Genomic DNA, 16,386 nt, shown 5'->3' with positions numbered 1-16,386 from the left:
CGCCATGACAGACCAGGCCTCTGCTCCGGAATCAGCGATTTCGGACGGCATAGCGGGTGAACTCCCCGGGAAGCCCACCTCCGCGTCCCGGACCACCCTGAGCCACATCATGACCCACGCCGACACCAATCTGCTGGGCACGGTGCACGGCGGTGTGATCATGAAACTCGTGGACGACGCGGCCGGTGCCGTGGCGGGCCGGCACTCCGGCGGCCCGGCCGTCACCGCCTCCATGGACGAGATGGCGTTCCTGGCACCCGTCAGGGTCGGCGACCTCGTGCATGTGAAGGCCCAGGTCAACTGGACCGGGCGGACCTCGATGGAGGTCGGCGTACGGGTCCTGGCCGAGCGCTGGAACGAGTCGACGCCGCCCACCCAGGTCGGTTCCGCCTATCTCGTCTTCGCCGCCGTGGACGCCGACGGCAAGCCCCGGGCGGTGCCGCCGGTCATGCCGGAGACGGACCGCGACCAGCGCCGCTACCAGGAAGCCCAGATCCGCCGCACCCACCGCCTCGCCCGCCGCCGCGCGATCATGGAACTGCGGGAGCAGCGGGCCGCGAGGGGCCAGGAGGACTGACCTCCGGGCCCGGCCCGCGGCCGGGTCCGATCCGCCGGCGCCGGTGGTTCACGGGCACACCACCTGATCCCCGGTCGTCACCTCGTCCGGCTTCTGCGGCTGGTCCGCCCGCACCGGGTGCACCTGCGTGAAGTCGCTGCCCGCGACCACCTTCAGCAGCTCCCCCTGCCCCGGAGCGGGACGCAGCTCACTGCCCGGCAGGGCCGCCGCCAGGGAGCGGGCCGAGCGGTCCCAGCGCGGGTCGTAGAGGATCACCGTGTGCCGGGTCGAACGGTCCGCCGCGTCCGCCGGCTGCCCGGTCGTGCGGAACCCGGTGGCCGCGAGCTGGTCGTCCACGCGCTTGCCGAGCCCGGACTCCGGCGTCCCGTTCTGGACCTGCACCCGGATCTGCTGCGGGGGCACCGCCACGACCGCCGGTGCGGGCGCCTTCGCCCGGTGGCGGGGGGCGGCGGGCGTCAGGGGCCTGTCGTCGCGCAGCGACCGGAACAGCGCCCGCGCCCTGGCGTCGTCCCACTTCACCGTCGAGCCCAGGCCGTCGACGTGGAAGGTGGTGTCGGCCAGGGGCACGGTCGTGAACTCGGACGAGCGCGGGGAGAACGTCCGCATCGCGCGGCTCAGGTCGAGCAGCTCGTTCGCCCCGAAGTCCGGGTCCGCGCGGACCGAGCCGAGGACGGCCCCGGTCACCTCCCGGAACCTGATCGGGTTCAGCAGGACGCCCGAGGACGTCGCCCGGTCGATCAGCGCCGCCAGGAACCGCTGCTGGCGCTGCATGCGGCTCATGTCGGACGCCGCGTCCACATGCCGTGACCGTACGTACTGCAGCGCCTGCCCGCCGTTCAGCAGATGGGTGCCGGGCGCCAGGTCGAGGCCGGTGTAGCCGTCCTTGAGCGGGGTCGCGGTGCAGACCCGGACACCGCCGAGCGCGTCCACCGTCTTCATGAAGCTGACGAAGTCGACCTCCATGTAGTGGTCGATCTTCAGCTGCGTCATGGCCTCGACCGTCCGCACCGTCAGCCCGGGACCGCCCTCCGCGTACGCCGCGTTCAGCCGCAGCGCCTGCGCCGGGTGCCGCACCCCCGTCGCACGGTCGGTGAACGCGGGCGCCTGCGCGTAGGAGTCCCGCGGCAGACTGACCACGCTCGCCCGCTCCCGGTCCGCCGAGATGTGCACGATCATGACCGTGTCGGTGCAGTGGCAGGGAGCACCGCCCAGGTGGAACGCGTGCCGCTCCTGCTCGGTGACCCCGTCCCGCCCGTCGGTGCCCACCAGCAGGATGTTCATCCCGTGGCCCCCTGCGGGGCGGTCCTTCATGTCCCTGAAGGGGTCGATACGGGAGATGTCCGCGTCGACCCCGGCGATCACCGCGTGCCCGATACCGGCCGCGGCGAGCACGCTCACCGACAGCGCGGTGAGCATCCGTGCGGCCCAGCGCGGCCTCCTGCGCCGGGCGGGGTGGCGGCGGGCGGGGGACCGGCGGGACGGATGGGGGCGCGCGGGCGCGCGGGGCGGCGTGGGCACCGGGCAGACCTCCGCGGGACGGGGCGTGGATCCCTGAGCACCGTAGGCCGCCGTGATCGGCGCCCCCCGGTGCCGCCCCGGGGGGCGCGCACCGGTGTCCCCCGTTCGCGGTAACGTGAGGCTCCTATGAACGCCACTCCCGACATGCAGCTCCCCGCCGTGTCCGTGATCATGCCGGTCCTCAACGAGGAACGGCATCTGCGCGGCGCCGTCCAAGCGATCCTCGCCCAGGAGTACGCCGGCGAGATGGAGGTCGTGATCGCCCTCGGTCCGTCCACGGACCGCACGGACGAGATCGCGGCCGAGCTGGTGCGGGAGGACGCGCGCGTCCACACCGTCCCGAACCCGACCGGCCGCACGCCCGCCGCGCTCAACGCCGCGATCAAGGCCTCCCGGCACCCGGTCGTGGTCCGCGTCGACGGCCACGGCATGCTGTCGCCCAACTACATCGCGACCGCCGTGCGCCTCCTCGGCGAGACCGGCGCGCAGAACGTCGGCGGGATCATGCACGCCGAGGGCGAGAACGCGTGGGAGCACGCGGTCGCCGCCGCGATGACCTCGAAGATAGGTGTTGGCAACGCCGCCTTCCACACCGGCGGCCAGGCCGGCGCCGCCGACACGGTCTACCTCGGCGTCTTCCGGCGCGAGGCCCTGGAGCAGCAGGGCGGCTACAACGAGGAGTTCATCCGCGCCCAGGACTGGGAGCTGAACTTCCGCATCCGCGAGGCCGGCGGCCTCATCTGGTTCTCGCCCGAACTCAGGGTGTCCTACCGCCCCCGTCCCTCGGTGCGCGCTCTGGCCAAGCAGTACAAGGACTACGGGCGCTGGCGGCATGTGGTCGCCCGCTACCACGAGGGCTCCATCAACCTGCGCTACCTCGCTCCGCCGGCCGCGGTGTGCGCGATCGCGGCGGGCGTCGTGGTGGGTGCGGCGCTGACCCCGTGGGGCCTCGTGGTCCCCGGCGGCTATCTCGCGGCGATCCTCCTCGGCTCGCTGCCGGCGGGCCGGGGCCTGCCCCTGGCGGCGCGCCTGCGGATCCCCGTCGCCCTCGCGACGATGCACATGTCCTGGGGCTGGGGCTTCCTGACCAGCCCTAAGACCCTGGCGAAGAAGGTCATCGCCTCGCGGCGCCCGGCGGTCCTCGCCGCCCGCTGACGCGGCGGCTTCGGCGCGGTCGGCTTCCTCGGCGCGCGGGGCCTGCCCGTACGGTTCTTCTTCGGGGCCCTCTCCGATCGGGGAGGGCCCCGCTCACACGGTCACCAGCTGTAGGCCGGGTCCACCGTCATGCACTTCTGCTCCGCGCCGTTGAGGATGTTCGCGGACGCCGGGGTCCGGTCGCTCTGCTTCGGCGCCTTGTAGGTCCCGCCCGTGCGCCAGTCCGCGCCCACGACCAGGGTGACGCCGGAGACGTCGGTCGAGCGCTGCACCGAACCGGCCGGAATGCCCAGGACCTTGGCGACGCGCTCGGCGTCCCCCTTCAGGTCCGCGCTCGGGTAGCGGACCAGCGTCCGCTGCTCGGAGGGCAGCGTCGAGGAGTCGGACCCGGCCCGGCTGAAGCCCTTGCCGACGAGGAGCTGCGCCACCTCGGTCGCCCGCCCCCGGGCCGGCGCCGACTCGTCGGTGCGGGTGCCGTTCTGCACCTGGACCGCGATCCTGTCGTCGCTGTCGGCCGGGACCGCCGTCGCCTCGGGCGCCGGCTTCCTGGTGCTCCGGGTGCCCTTGCCGTCCAGCGGGATGTCCTCGCGGACCAGCCGGAACAGCTGGTCCGCGTCACCCGGCTTGGGCAGGACGCGCTCCCCGGAGTACACGAAAGGCATCGTCGTCATCGTGATGCGGTCGGTGGGCACCTTCTTCAGCTCGGTGCTCAGGTCGTAGAGCCGGGCGACCGTGCCGAGCCCCCGGTCCACGGTCAGCGCCGAGGTGGCGGTCTCGGCGAGCCCCCGCAGCTTGTCCGGGTTGCCGAGCGTGGCGTTCGCGCGCAGCTCGCGCACCATGGCGCTCATGTACTGGTGCTGGGCCTTCGTCCGGGCGATGTCGCTGCCGTCCTCGAAGCCGTACCGCGTGCGCAGCCACTGCAGCGCCTGCGTGCCCTTGACGTAGGTGGTGCCCTTCTTCAGCTTCAGGCCCGAGCCGTGTCCGGAGGAGGTGTGGGAGTAGATGTTCCTGTCCACGCACACCGGGACGCCGCCGATCGCGTCCGCCATCGACACCACACCCGCGAAGTCGACCATCATGAAGTGGTCGATGTGGATGTCGGTGAGCTTCTCCCAGGTCGCGACGGTGCAGCCGGGGCCGCCTCGGCCCAGGGAGTCGTTCGTGATCCGCAGCGAGGTCGTCGCCGGGTAGACCTGCCGGGTCTCGGGGTCGGTGCACTCGGGGAACTGGAGCAGTGTGTCGCGCGGCATGCTCACCACGGACATGTTGGTGCGGTCGGCCGAGACGTGCAGCAGCATCTGGACGTCGGCGCGGGGCGGGGAGTTGAAGGTGTCCTTCGCGCCGCCGAGCTCCTGGTCCTCCTTGGAGTTGCGGCCGTCGGACCCGATGAGAAGGATGTTCAGCGGGGTCTGGCCCGCCGCGTTCGGCGTGGGTGCCGCGGCCCGGTCCTTCGGGTCGCCGATGTTGAGGTCCTCCTTCTTCAGGTTGTCGTTGAGGTGCTGGTAGTAGAGGCAGCCCGCGCCGGCGGTGCCGAGCACGACCACCGCGAGCACCGTCGCCGACCAGCGCAGGACCCGACGCCTGCGGCGCGCGGGGACTTCTCCCGTGTCGGCGTCACCGGGCGGCTGCTCGCCGCCCCGACCGGCGCCCTCGCCGTCACCGCTTCGCTGCGCACCCTCGTCGTCCGGCCCGTGCGGATCCTCGTCCGCGCTTCGGTCACCGGCCTGTCCGTCGGGTATTCGTGTCCCTTTGTCGCCCCGCACGCTGCCCTGCACCACGTCCCTGCCCTCCCCGCCCGCGCCCGGCGCACCGGGCCGTGCTCCGTGCCGTGGCCTCACACGCCACCGGAACCCAAACACTTCCGCTAGCTAGACGTTCGACACGCCCGGGGGGATGCATCCCCCCGGGCGTGTTCGTGTCCTGTTACACGGACGTGTTCCGTTTCGCGTGCCTCAGGCCGTCACGTCGAGCACACCTGCTTGTCCGCGGTGGCCTTCTGGATGTCCGAGGGAGCCTTGGACGGTGCCGTCAGGGGAACGCCCGCCCCCTTGAAGTCCCGGCCGAGGGTCAGCACGATCGCGGGCAGCCCCTGGTCGTTCGTCTCGCTCTTGCCCGGCTTCATCGCCGAGGCGGGCAGCCCCATGAGATCCGCCAGCTTGCGCGCCTGGTCGGCCTGGTCGGGCGCGTACTCGAGGGACGTCTTGGCCAGGGGAGCGGGCGCGTTGCCGCGCTGGGCGGACTTGAGGACGCCCTCCTGGTTCTGCAGCCAGCTGAGGGTCTGCTGCGCGCTGCCGGCCGGGGCGCCGCCGTTGTAGATGTCGACCCGGACGTCGGAGGCGGCCGAACGGGAGCCCTTGAGACGGGCGGCCACCGCCGCGCTCTCCTTCTTCTTCTGCTGCTTGACCGCCGTCAGAGAGACGTCGCTGTTGATCGTCTGGAACAGCTGCTGCGCCGCCGGCTGCTGGAGGACCACCGTGGCGCGGACCTTCTCGGCGGGGTTGTCCATCACGGGCACCGTCGTGAAGGCGATGTTCTTCGGCGGCACCTTCTTCAGCTCCAGGGCGACGTCCTTGAGCGTGCTCACCTTGCCGATGCCGGTGTCGACGGTGAGCGCCTTGGTGGCCGCCTCCGCCAGGTCCAGCAGCTTGCCCGGGTCGGTCAGCGTGTCGCTGGAGGTCATCTTGCGGGCCAGCGCGCCGAGGAACTGCTGCTGCACCTTGATCCGGTCCAGGTCGCCCTGGTTGCCGAAGCTGTGCCGGGTGCGGACGAAGGCGAGGGCCTGCTCACCCTCGACCTTGGACACGCCCTTGGGCAGCTTGAGATGCGATTCCTTGTCGTCGACCGGCTTGCCCACGCAGACGTCGACGCCGCCGACGGCCGAGGTCAGCGTCTTGACCGCGTTGAAGTCGGCCATCATGAAGTGGTCCGGTGCTATGCCGGTGACCGCCTTGACCGTGCGCATGGTGCAGCCCGGGTCCCGGCCGTCCTGGCCGAGGCTCGTGTTGAAGCGGACGTTGTCCGTGCCCGGGATGTCCTTGGTGCTGCCGTCGGGCTGCTTGGTCGGGCAGTCGGGGACGTTGACGATCAGATCGCGGGGGATGCTGAGCGCGGTCGCGTTCGTCCGGTCCTTGGACACGTGCAGCAGGATGTTGGTGTCGGCGTGCCCGACGCTGCCCGAGTCGCCGTAGCCGGTGTTTCCCTTGCCGGTGCGCTTGTCCGTGCCGATGATCAGCAGGTTGAACGCCTCGTCCTTGCTGAAGCCCTGCTTGCCCGCGCTGCCGACGTCCGTCGTCGTGACGTTGCCCTCCAGGTGCTGGAGGTAGAGGTATCCGGCACCGGTGACCGCGATCAGGACGAAGGCCATACTGCCGCCGGTCCACAGCAGTATCTTCTTCGCCTTCCCCTTCCTGGGTTTCGTACGGCCCCGCCGGCGCCCCGGTGGAGGCTCGGGCTCCGACCGGCGTCGGCGAGGACCCGGCAGGGTGTCGGGAGCCGGCGTCCCGGGGCCCGGCGCGGTGCGCGTGCCCCCCTGTCCGTCCGCGCCGGACGCACCGGTGGGATTTCCCCGCCGGGGTCTCGGTACGGCCGACTGCGGTGCGGAAGGGCTCAGTCGCAGTTCGTATTCGCCGGTGTTCGGGTTGCGTACCCATTGATCTGCGGGGTCCATGTTGTTCGCCCGCCCACGGCCTTGCGCGTCCACGGTTGTCCGAATCCTCCGTCGGGGCCACGCGGCGCCTTCCCCTCAAGGCGCTCGGGTCTCTTTGGCCAGTGCGCGACCCAGGACGGACCTCGGGGGCATGGCACCGGATCGCTCACACTATCCGCCCAGTTCAGCGTTGAGCGACGGCGGTGACAAATTCCACTCCCCTACAACCGGGCAATCCGCCCTATTTCCCGGAGAGTTCTTAGCTCACGCGTTCCCCGCCTTGGTGTTCTCTTTACCTGCGGACGCGCGGCGCGGGGGAGTTTCCGCGGAATGCGGGCACGGGTTCGGGGGATCACCGGGAGACAGAAGCAGGGCGAGGGACCGCTTTTCCGGGGACATTCCGTTGCCGTGTGACTGCTCACCGTCATCAATGCCCGGCGTCGTATCCCGTATTGTCGGACGCCGCCGCTCTTCTTTCCGGTGGATCTCCGCACGGTCGGGCGAAAGCCTCGCCGGGAACCGGTCGGCCGCCGCTCAGTGCGCGGTGGCCGACACCCGCTCGCTGTCGATCCGCCGGGCGAGCGCGTCCTGTCCGAGCCGCTCCAGATGGCGGCACAGCACCACCGAACCGCCGGAGGCCAGGGGGGCGTACAGTCCGGCGCTGACGCCCTCCCAGGAGTCGTACGCCCGTCCGGACAGCAGTCGTGAGCCGGGTCCCGTCAGGCCGAGGTCGGGCGCGTCGGCGCGGGCCCGCTCCACCACCTCCGCACCCGTGTACTCCGCTCCGGCGACGATCAGCGCGGGCTCCTCCGGGTCGACGGGGGCGAACGGCTGGAAGCGGTCGCCCTGGCCCGGCACCTCGACCGCGTAGTCGAGGAAGCCGTCCGGGGTCTGCGGGAAGCGCCCGCCCAGGGGGCGCAGGGCGAGGGCGACGCGCTCGCCGGAGCAGGCGCGTGCGGCGTCCAGGGTGTCGGGGCCGCTGACGACGAGATCCGCGGCGCCGGGGTCGCCGCCCAGGTCCGCGACGACTCCCGTGGACGCGCACGCGAGCAGCCAGACCGCCGTCTGCCAGTGCGCGGGCAGCAGCAGCGCGAGCCGGTCGCCGGGCTCCGCCGCGAGGTCGCCCTGGAGCAGATTGGCGGTCTTGGCCACCCAATTGGCGAAGGTGGCCACGGAGAGTTCGACGCGTTCCCCCGTGGCGTCGTCGTAGAAGGTCACCAGGGGGCGTGCGGGATCCGCGGCGAGCGCGGATCGCAGCAGGTCGGCAGCGGTGCGGTCGGTGGCGTTCACGCGCGCAAGGGTACGCGGCGCGCCGGGCGGGGGCTCATCGGCGGGTGCGGGGGCGCGCCACCGGTTCGGGCGAGCGGAGCCGACGAACCGTCAGTTCCCAGATGGACATATATGTCTGACTATGTCCAAGATCATGGGCATGCGTGCATACCTTGCTTCCTCGACCGGTCTCGCCACCTCGGTGGGCCTCGCCTGCGCGACGGTCCTGACCCTGGCCTCGGCCCCGCCCGCCGTGGCGGCCGGGTCCGACCTCACGCCCGGGCGGAACGCGCCGCCCGCCGGCGTGTCCGCCGGATCCCTCCCCGGGGCGGAGATCCCCGGCAGCACCCAGTCCCTGCCCCTGGAGCCAGTGGGCGACGCCCGGCGCACCGGCGGGGCGGCCGAACGGGGCCTGAGGGCCACCGCGGTGCGCTCCTTCTCCCTGGCCGGGGTGGTCTGGGACGACCCCGGGGCCGAACTGCGCGGCCAGGTCCAGATCCGTACCCGGGCGAGCCGTACACGTGTGTGGTCGGCCTGGCAGTCGCTGGAGACGCGCAACGACGGCCACGGCCCCGACCCGGCGACCAGGGAGGGGCGTTCGACCCGGATGCGCGGGTCGACGGCGCCGCTGTGGGTCGGCGACTCGGACGGGGTCGAGGTGCGGGTGCGCGCGGAGGCGGACCAGGCGGGCGGAACCCGCGCGCCGCTCCTGCCCGACGGCCTGCGGGTGGAACTGGTCGACCCCGGCGCCGACCCGCGCCTCGACGCCGCACGGGAGGGGCAGGGCGCGTCGGCCGGGCGGGACGCGCGGGCGGAGGCGGACGCGCAGGACGTGTCCGCCTCGTCCTGGAGCGGGATCGCGGCGTCGGCAGCGGCCTCGGTGTCCGCGGCCGCCTCGGCGTCCACCTGGGCGTGGCGCGGGGGAGCGTACGGCGCGAGCGCGCACGAGGAGGACGGTTACGAGGGGGACGGGTACGAGGAGGGCGCGTCCGACCCGGACGCGTACGGCCGAGGCACGTACGGCCACGGCGCGTACGGTGGTGAGTCCAGCGCACGACTCGCCGCGTCCGCCGCCAACGCGCGCCTCGCGCCCCTGAATGCCGCCGTGATCCCGGCGCTGTCCGCGCAGGCGACGAGGAAAGCCGCGCTGCGGCAGGAGCATCTGGTGTCCCGCAAGGGCGGCCCCGGAGCGGCGGGCCCGTTCATCGGCCCGCGGCCGCGGATCGTCACCCGCGCCGGCTGGGGAGCCGACGAGAGCCTGCGCGAGTCGGGCTTCGTCTACACGGGCGCGGTGAAGGTCGCGTTCGTGCACCACACGGCCTCGGGCAACAACTACTCCTGCTCGCAGGCCCCTTCGGTCATCCGCAGCATCTACCGCTACCACGTGGTGAGCAGCGGCTGGCGGGACATCGGCTACAACTTCCTCATCGACAAGTGCGGCACCATCTACGAGGGCCGGGCCGGCGGCGTGGACAAGCCGGTGATGGGCGCCCACACCCTCGGGTTCAACACGAACAGCACGGGCATCGCCGTGCTCGGCACCTTCACCGGCAGCGCCCCCTCGGCCGCCTCCGTGAACGCCATCGCGTCGCTCACCGCGTGGAAGCTCGGCCTCTCCGGCATGGACCCGCGCGCCAAGACCTACCTCACGTCGGGCGGGGGGAACCGCTTCCCCAAGGGGGAGGACGCGCACCTGAACGTGATCTCGGGCCACCGAGACGGCTTCGCCACCGAGTGCCCGGGAGCCATGCTGTACGGCAGACTCGGCGCGGCCCGCACCGCGGCGGCCCGCCTGCAGGGCCGCTGAGGGGCGGGGCCGGGCCACGAGTACGGGACGGAACCTCGACGCGCCGTCTCTCACGGTCCTCATAACGCCCTTACCCAACGCCCTACCCGGGCTGCGTACACTGGCCCGCCGATCGACAGCACGGCCGTTCCCGGCAGGAAGCAGAGACGACAGGTGACAGAAGCGATCCTCCTGGTCGGCGGCAGAGGCACCCGGCTGCGCCCGCTCACGGTGCACACGCCCAAGCCCATGGTCCCGGCGGCAGGGGTTCCATTCCTCACACACCAGCTGGCGCGGGCGAGGGCGGCGGGGGTGGAGCACATCGTGCTCGCCACCTCCTACCTCGCAGAGGTGTTCGAGCCGTACTTCGGCGACGGCTCCGCCCTCGGCCTGCGGCTGGAGTACGTCACGGAGGAGGAGCCCCTCGGCACGGGCGGTGCCATCCGCAACGTGGCGAGCCGGCTCCACTCCGGACCGGACGAACCCGTCCTGATCTTCAACGGGGACATCCTCACGGGCCTGGACATCCCGGCCCTGGTCGACACCCACCGCTCGACGGGCGCGGATGTCTCCCTGCACCTGACGAAGGTGACGGACCCGAGGGCGTTCGGCCTCGTGCCCACGGACGGGACGGGCAGGGTCACGGCCTTCCTGGAGAAGCCGCAGACCCCCGAGGAGATCGTCACCGACCAGATCAACGCCGGCGCCTATGTGTTCCGGCGCTCGGTCATCGACTCCATCCCCGCCGGCAGGCCGGTCTCGGTGGAACGGGAGACCTTCCCGGACCTGCTGGCCGCCGGCGCCCATCTGCAGGGCATGGTGGACTCGACCTACTGGCTGGACCTCGGCACCCCGGCGGCCTTCGTGCGCGGCTCGGCGGACCTGGTCCTCGGACGCGCCCCGTCCCCGGCGGTGCCCGGCCGCTGCGGCGACCGCCTGGTCCTGCCGACCGCGTCGGTGGCCCCGGACGCCAAGCTCACGGGCGGCACGGTGGTCGGCGAGGGCGCGGTCGTGGGCGAGGGCGCGCGGATCTGCGGCAGCACCCTTCTCGCGGGCGCGGTGGTGGAGCCGGGCGCGGTGGTCACCGACTCGCTGATCGGCGCCCGGTCCCGCATCGGCGAGCGCACGGTGCTCACCGGTGCGGTGGTGGGCGACGGCGCGGTGGTCGGCGCGGACAACGAACTCCGCGACGGCGTACGGATCTGGTGCGACGCGCGCATCCCGGCGGGCGCGGTGCGCTTCTCCTCCGACCAGTAGCCCGCACCCGGCGATCGGTCCGGGCAAGGCCCCTGGGGCCTTGCCCGTCCGGGCCGACCGGAGCCCTACAGGCGTCCGATGTCGCCCCGCCGCATCCGCGGTGCGCGGCGGGCCGGTACCTGGCCGCTCAGCAGGATCAGCCGCGCCGCCCGATGGCGCTGCCCCGCATAGGGCTCCAGCAGCGCCAGCATCGCCTCGTCGTCCGCGTCGCGGTCCCCGGCGAGGGCGTACCCGACGATCCCCGGCAGATGCAGATCGCCGACGGTCACCGAGTCCGCCGCCCCGTGGCTGCGCTGCACGGTCTCCGCCGAGGTCCACGGGCCGATCCCGGGCACCACCTCCAGCCGTGCCCGCGCCGCCGCCGGGTCCATCGTGCACGACTCCTCCAGCCGCGCGGCGACCCGCACGGCCCGCAGGATCGTGGACGCCCTCTTGTCGTCGACACCGGCCCTGTGCCATTCCCAGGACGGGATCAGCGCCCAGGTGCGCGGCGCCGGCATCACCCACAGCCGGTCCGGTGCGGGTCCCGGCGCGGGCTCGCCGAACCTCCGCACCAGCAGGCGCCAGGCCCGGTACGCCTCGTCCGTCGTGACCTTCTGCTCCAGGACCGACGGGATCAGCGACTCCAGCACCAGCCCGGTCCGCGTCAGGCGCAGCCCGGGCCGGTGGTGCCGCGCCAGGGCGAGCAGCCGGTGCCGGGGCTCGAAGGCGTCGGGGTCGTCGGACGCGCCGAGAAGGTCGGGGAGCTGGTGCAGCAGCCAGTCGGCCCCGGGCCCCCAGGCCTCCGCCTCGGCGACCGTGCCCCGCAGCGCGACCCGCAGGGTGCCGGGGCCCGTCGGCGTCCGGCTGGCCCGCCACACCGATCCGTCCGGGGCGGCCCGGAACGTGGGGTCCGCGGGGCCGCGCCGCAGCGGCCCGAGCACCAGCCCGAGGTCCAGGGGGCCGGGCGGGGTCCAGCTCCGCCGCCGCCCCGGTGCCGGGGCCGGCCGCGGCACCCCCGCGGGCACGGCGACATGCCCACCGCGCGCGGTCGTGGGGGTGGGGCGCTGGGGAAATCGTCCGGCCACGGGAGAGGTCCTGGGTGAGGGGGTGTCCCTACGAGGTGAGGTGTTCCCTACGAGGTTACGGGGGAGAGCGGGGAGCGCGGACGGATTCCCGATGCGCGCTCCCCGGGCCGAGGTCAGCGGACCTCGATGAACCCCTGCGCGTCACGCTCCGGCCGGGGCCGCGGCTCCTCGGCGGGATGCCCCACCGCTACGGCCCCCATCGGCTCCCAGTTCCCCGGCAGCCCGAGCACCTCGCGCACGACGTCCCGGCAGAACATCGTGGACGACACCCACGCCGAGCCCAGCCGTTCCCCGGCGAGCGCGACCAGCAGGTTCTGCACGCCCGCGCCGGTGGCGACGACGAACATCTCGCGCTCGGCCGCGTCCCGCCGGGCGTCGCCGTAGGTGTGGGACCCGTCCATGACCATGCAGGGCACGACGAGATACGGCGCGTGGCGCAGCACGTCGCCACGGCGGACGCGCTTGGCGATCGACTCCTCGGACTTCCCGTCCCGCCGCAGATCGGCGATCCAGGCCTCCCGCATCGCGTCCAGCAGCCGGGCCCGCGCGGCGGCGGACTCCAGCAGCACGAACCGCCACGGGGTGGTGTGGTGCGGTGCGGGAGCGGTCACGGCGGCGGCCACCGCGCGGCGCACGGCACCGGCGTCGACGGGCTCGTCGGTGAACGCCCGCACCGTACGCCGCTGGGTCACCGCCTCCCGTACCGCCTCCGAGGTGCCCAGCCGGAACATGTCGTCGCGGGCGTCGCGCACCAGCGCGCGCGCCCCCTCACCGTCATCCCGGGCCACCACGTGCCCGAGCCCGCGCACCACGGCCACGGGCAGCCCGGCGGCCTTGCCCTTGACCAGGTCGCCGGCGGCGGCCAGCTCGTCGGCGGTGGCCACGACGGTCGCGCTCAGCGGATTGCCGTACGCGTCCGTGCCGCCTCGCAGATCGTCGACGACCCGTACGCCGGCCGCGCCGATGGCCACATCGGTCAGCCCCGCGCGCCACGGCCTGCCGAAGGTGTCCGTCACGATCACCCCGACCCGTACACCGAGCGTGTCCCGCAGGCCGTCCCTGAGGGCACGCGCGGAGGCGTCGGGGTCCTCGGGCAGCAACAGCACGGTCCCCGAGGGGGTGTTCGAGGCGTCGACCCCGGCGGCGGCCATGACCAGCCCCTGCCGGTTCTCCACGATCCTGAGCGGACCGCGCCGGGCCACGACCCGCACGGTCTCGGCGTCGATGGCGGCCTCCCGGTCGTCCGCCCGCACGACGCGCCCCTCGGCCTTGGACACGATCTTCGACGTGACGAGCAGCACGTCCCCGTCCACGAGCCCGGGCTCGGCGGCGGCGATCAGCTTGGCCAGGTCGTCGCCGGCCGCGACCTCGGGCAGACCGGGCAGGGCCCAGACCCGGTAGCCGGGTGCCTCGCTCACGTGGTCCGCACCTCTTCCGCGAGCGCCAGCGCCTCCTGGGCCATCCGGGCCGTCGCCTCCAGGTCGGTCATCATCAGCGGCACCGCGCGGCAGCGGATGCCCGCGGCCTCCACGCGCTCCACCGCCGCCGCGTCGGCCGTGTCCACGAGCCAGCCGTCCAGCAGCCCCGAGCCGTAGTGCTCGGCGACCGCCGCGGCGTTCGACTCGACCCCGACCGCCGCGAGCACCTTGTCCGCCATCCCGCGCACGGGCGCGTCACCGATGATGGGGGACAGGCCCACCACCGGAACTCCCGCGTCGGCGAGGGCCTCGCGGATGCCGGGCACGGCCAGGATCGTGCCGATGGAGACGACCGGGTTGGACGGCGGGAAGAGGATCACGTCCGCCCGCCCGATGGACTCCAGCACACCCGGTGCCGGCGTGGCCTGCTCCGCGCCGACCGGCACGACCGCCTCGGCGGGCACCGACGCCCTCAACCGCACCCAGTACTCCTGGAAGTGGATGACCTTGCGCTCGCTGGAACTCTGGGAGGTGTCGTCGTCGGGCAGGGTCACGGCGACATGGGTCTCGACGCGGTCGTCCGACATGGGGATGAGCCGGACCCCGGGTTTCCACCGCTCGCACAGCGCCTCGGTGACCGAGCTGAGCGGATAGCCCGCGCTCAGCATCTGCGTCCGCACGATGTGCGTGGCGAAGTCCCGGTCGCCGAGCCCGAACCAGTCCGGTCCGACGCCGTACGCCGCGAGTTCCTCCTTGAGGTGGAAGGTCTCGTCGGCCCGCCCCCAGCCCTGCTCCTCGTTGATGCCGTCGCCGAGCGTGTACATCACCGTGTCGAGGTCCGGGCAGACCTTCAGTCCGAAGAGATGGATGTCGTCCCCGGTGTTCCCGATGACGGTGATGTCCGCGGCGGGCACGGCCCGCTTCAGACCACGCAGAAACCGGGCACCACCGATGCCCCCTGCCAGAACCACAATGCGCATGGCGCCCAGTCTCGCAGGCCCCCACGGCAACGACCGCCCCGACCGCCCGACCGGGGGGCGCGCGCTCAACCGTGTCGCGCGGCCTCCACCATGGAGCGCCCCCGCGCGGAGCGCGCCCGCATGGGCATGTCGGTGAGTCCCGGGTAGTACACGTGCAGGCTGACCGCGGGTTCCAGCGCGTCGTTCACCACCTCGTGCACATATCCGGGCGCGAACACCCGCTGCGTGCCCGCCCCCAGCGCACGCTCCCCGCGCTCCGTGCGCTCGGTCAGCGCGCCGTCCAGGACCGTCAGCACGCCGGACGAGCGCCCGTGGTCGTGCGTCCCGCTGCCCTGCCCGGGCACCCAGGACAGCAGCCAGACCTCGTACCCGGGCCCGGTCCGCAGACGGTGGTACCACCGGGACGTCGCGTCGAACCGGACCAGCGGCTCCCAGTGGGAGCGGTCGGTGGCGATGGCGCGGGCGAGACCCGCGAACTCGGCCACGGTGGCCGGGTGCTCGCGCGGCGGCTGGAGCAGGTGCGGTACTTCGAGGATGTCGCCGGCGATCTGGAGGTCGCTGTCGCTGTTCATGGGGTGCGGTGTTCCTCGGCAGGAGATGAGCGGTGCGGTGGGGGAGGCGGCGAAGGTCTCGCGAGCCGTGCCGGGCGCCCGGATCGCGGGCGTGGCGCGTACGCGGGCCCTGATGCGGGCGGGGGGAACGGCGGCCGAGCCGGATGGGCTCAGATACGGCTGGAGCGCGGGGGAAGGCTCAACAGCTCGAACAGCGACAGCTACAGCGAGCGCGGGCAGCACCGAGGGACCCGACGGGGCGGGTCTGGGTGGGCACCGAGTACGCGAGCATGCCCCCTAGGAGATCGGGTCACACCCGCGCTGTCAACTTCAGCACCGGTATGTGCGACCTGATTCACCTCATCCGGTTCATCTGACAGGCGAAAGGTTTGTTCATAGGGAGACGGGGACACATGGAGCGCACCGCGGGTGAACGGAGCCCGTCGTGATTCCGTGATCCGACTGTGATCAGGTTCGCTCCGCGGCGCGCGACGGAACGGGATCGAACGTGTGGGCGTCCTCCCCCTTGAGGGGTCGGAGGCCCGCGGGGGCCTCGATGACTGTCAGGGTTTATGCCGATTTGAACACTTTCCGCATAGCCTTGGTTCCGCAGAGTGAATAAGGGGCCCAATAGCAGATCTCGGCTTGACTGGCCCGGATCGGCACACTTGTAATTTCACTCGTGTCGTTCAGCCGGAATCGGTAACGGCTACATCACGGGGACGCGAAAGACTGACGAGGGGCGCACATGACCGAGCTGGTGCAGCAACTGCTGGTCGACGACGCGGACGAGGAACTCGGCTGGCAGGAGCGCGCGCTGTGCGCCCAGACCGACCCCGAGTCCTTCTTCCCGGAGAAGGGCGGCTCCACCCGCGAGGCCAAGAAGGTCTGCCTCGCCTGCGAGGTCCGCTCGGAGTGCCTCGAGTACGCGCTGGCCAACGACGAGCGCTTCGGGATCTGGGGCGGTCTGTCCGAGCGTGAGCGCCGCCGCCTGAAGAAGGCCGCGATCTGAAGCATCGCCGGCCGGCGGGTCCGGCCCGTGGCGAAAAGGTGCACATCGCCAGGTAACGAACGGCCCGGTGCTGGTGGGTTGTCCACAGGCGGCGGGCCGTGATCTTGTCCAGCCGTTAGTGTGGGGCTCCGTCCGAGACGTCCCGCTGCC

General features: G+C 72.7%; 13 protein-coding genes. 5 read left to right on the top strand and 8 right to left on the bottom strand.

Annotation, left to right across the window (positions count from 1 at the left end; translation table 11 throughout):
- Nucleotides 1-4: 4 nt before the first annotated feature.
- Complete coding sequence (locus AB0C59_RS14455; protein ID WP_363004216.1) at nt 5-577, top strand: acyl-CoA thioesterase; 573 nt, start codon at nt 5-7, stop codon at nt 575-577.
- 48 nt (nt 578-625) lie between these two features.
- On the opposite strand, the gene AB0C59_RS14450 is transcribed toward AB0C59_RS14455, so the two are convergent.
- Nucleotides 626-2,095, bottom strand: coding sequence for an LCP family protein (locus AB0C59_RS14450; RefSeq protein WP_363004214.1), 1,470 nt, complete (start codon nt 2,093-2,095; stop codon nt 626-628).
- 126 nt (nt 2,096-2,221) lie between these two features.
- On the opposite strand from AB0C59_RS14450, the gene AB0C59_RS14445 reads away from it, so the two are divergent.
- Nucleotides 2,222-3,250 (top strand): glycosyltransferase family 2 protein, encoded by a 1,029-nt coding sequence (locus AB0C59_RS14445; protein WP_363004212.1) that lies wholly within the window; start codon nt 2,222-2,224, stop codon nt 3,248-3,250.
- A gap of 101 nt (nt 3,251-3,351) precedes the next feature.
- On the opposite strand, the gene AB0C59_RS14440 is transcribed toward AB0C59_RS14445, so the two are convergent.
- The 3 genes from AB0C59_RS14440 to AB0C59_RS14430 all read right to left on the bottom strand — a co-directional run bounded on the left by AB0C59_RS14440 (nt 3,352) and on the right by AB0C59_RS14430 (nt 8,186).
- A complete protein-coding gene (locus AB0C59_RS14440) occupies nt 3,352-4,803 on the bottom strand; it encodes an LCP family protein (protein ID WP_363004579.1) in 1,452 nt (483 codons plus the stop codon).
- Nucleotides 4,804-5,210: 407 nt separating this feature from the next.
- Nucleotides 5,211-6,950, bottom strand: coding sequence for an LCP family protein (locus AB0C59_RS14435; protein WP_363004210.1), 1,740 nt, complete (start codon nt 6,948-6,950; stop codon nt 5,211-5,213).
- A 480-nt stretch (nt 6,951-7,430) separates the two neighbouring features.
- Nucleotides 7,431-8,186, bottom strand: coding sequence for a TIGR03089 family protein (locus tag AB0C59_RS14430; protein WP_363004208.1), 756 nt, complete (start codon nt 8,184-8,186; stop codon nt 7,431-7,433).
- Between the two features lie 139 nt (nt 8,187-8,325).
- Here AB0C59_RS14430 and AB0C59_RS14425 point away from each other — a divergent pair, with 139 nt between their 5' ends.
- Both AB0C59_RS14425 and AB0C59_RS14420 read left to right on the top strand, forming a co-directional pair.
- A complete protein-coding gene (locus tag AB0C59_RS14425) occupies nt 8,326-9,972 on the top strand; it encodes a peptidoglycan recognition protein (RefSeq protein ID WP_363004206.1) in 1,647 nt (548 codons plus the stop codon).
- Nucleotides 9,973-10,125: 153 nt separating this feature from the next.
- The gene (locus tag AB0C59_RS14420) at nt 10,126-11,208 is read left to right on the top strand and encodes an NDP-sugar synthase (protein ID WP_363004204.1); all 1,083 of its coding nucleotides are present in this window, start codon (nt 10,126-10,128) and stop codon (nt 11,206-11,208) included.
- 65 nt (nt 11,209-11,273) lie between these two features.
- Here AB0C59_RS14420 and AB0C59_RS14415 read toward each other — a convergent pair whose 3' ends face one another.
- The 4 genes from AB0C59_RS14415 to AB0C59_RS14400 form a co-directional block, all read right to left on the bottom strand.
- Nucleotides 11,274-12,275, bottom strand: a complete 1,002-nt coding sequence (locus tag AB0C59_RS14415; protein ID WP_363004202.1) for a DNA-3-methyladenine glycosylase 2 family protein — start codon at nt 12,273-12,275, stop codon at nt 11,274-11,276.
- 113 nt (nt 12,276-12,388) lie between these two features.
- The gene (locus tag AB0C59_RS14410; protein WP_363004200.1) at nt 12,389-13,693 is read right to left on the bottom strand and encodes a coenzyme F420-0:L-glutamate ligase; all 1,305 of its coding nucleotides are present in this window, start codon (nt 13,691-13,693) and stop codon (nt 12,389-12,391) included.
- Complete coding sequence (cofD, locus tag AB0C59_RS14405) at nt 13,690-14,673, bottom strand: 2-phospho-L-lactate transferase (RefSeq protein WP_363004198.1); 984 nt, start codon at nt 14,671-14,673, stop codon at nt 13,690-13,692. The genes AB0C59_RS14410 and cofD overlap by 4 nt, the downstream gene beginning before the upstream one ends.
- Nucleotides 14,674-14,738: 65 nt before the next feature.
- Nucleotides 14,739-15,245, bottom strand: coding sequence for a cysteine dioxygenase family protein (locus AB0C59_RS14400; RefSeq protein WP_363004196.1), 507 nt, complete (start codon nt 15,243-15,245; stop codon nt 14,739-14,741).
- Between the two features lie 727 nt (nt 15,246-15,972).
- Here AB0C59_RS14400 and AB0C59_RS14395 point away from each other — a divergent pair.
- Nucleotides 15,973-16,236, top strand: a complete 264-nt coding sequence (locus tag AB0C59_RS14395) for a WhiB family transcriptional regulator (protein WP_010986447.1) — start codon at nt 15,973-15,975, stop codon at nt 16,234-16,236.
- Nucleotides 16,237-16,386 lie beyond the last annotated feature (150 nt).

It is taken from the genome of Streptomyces sp. NPDC048664, assembly GCF_040650555.1.
Lineage (GTDB): Bacteria > Actinomycetota > Actinomycetes > Streptomycetales > Streptomycetaceae > Streptomyces.
Note: the sequence above shows the minus strand (reverse complement) of the source record. Positions and strands in the feature narration are given on the sequence as shown.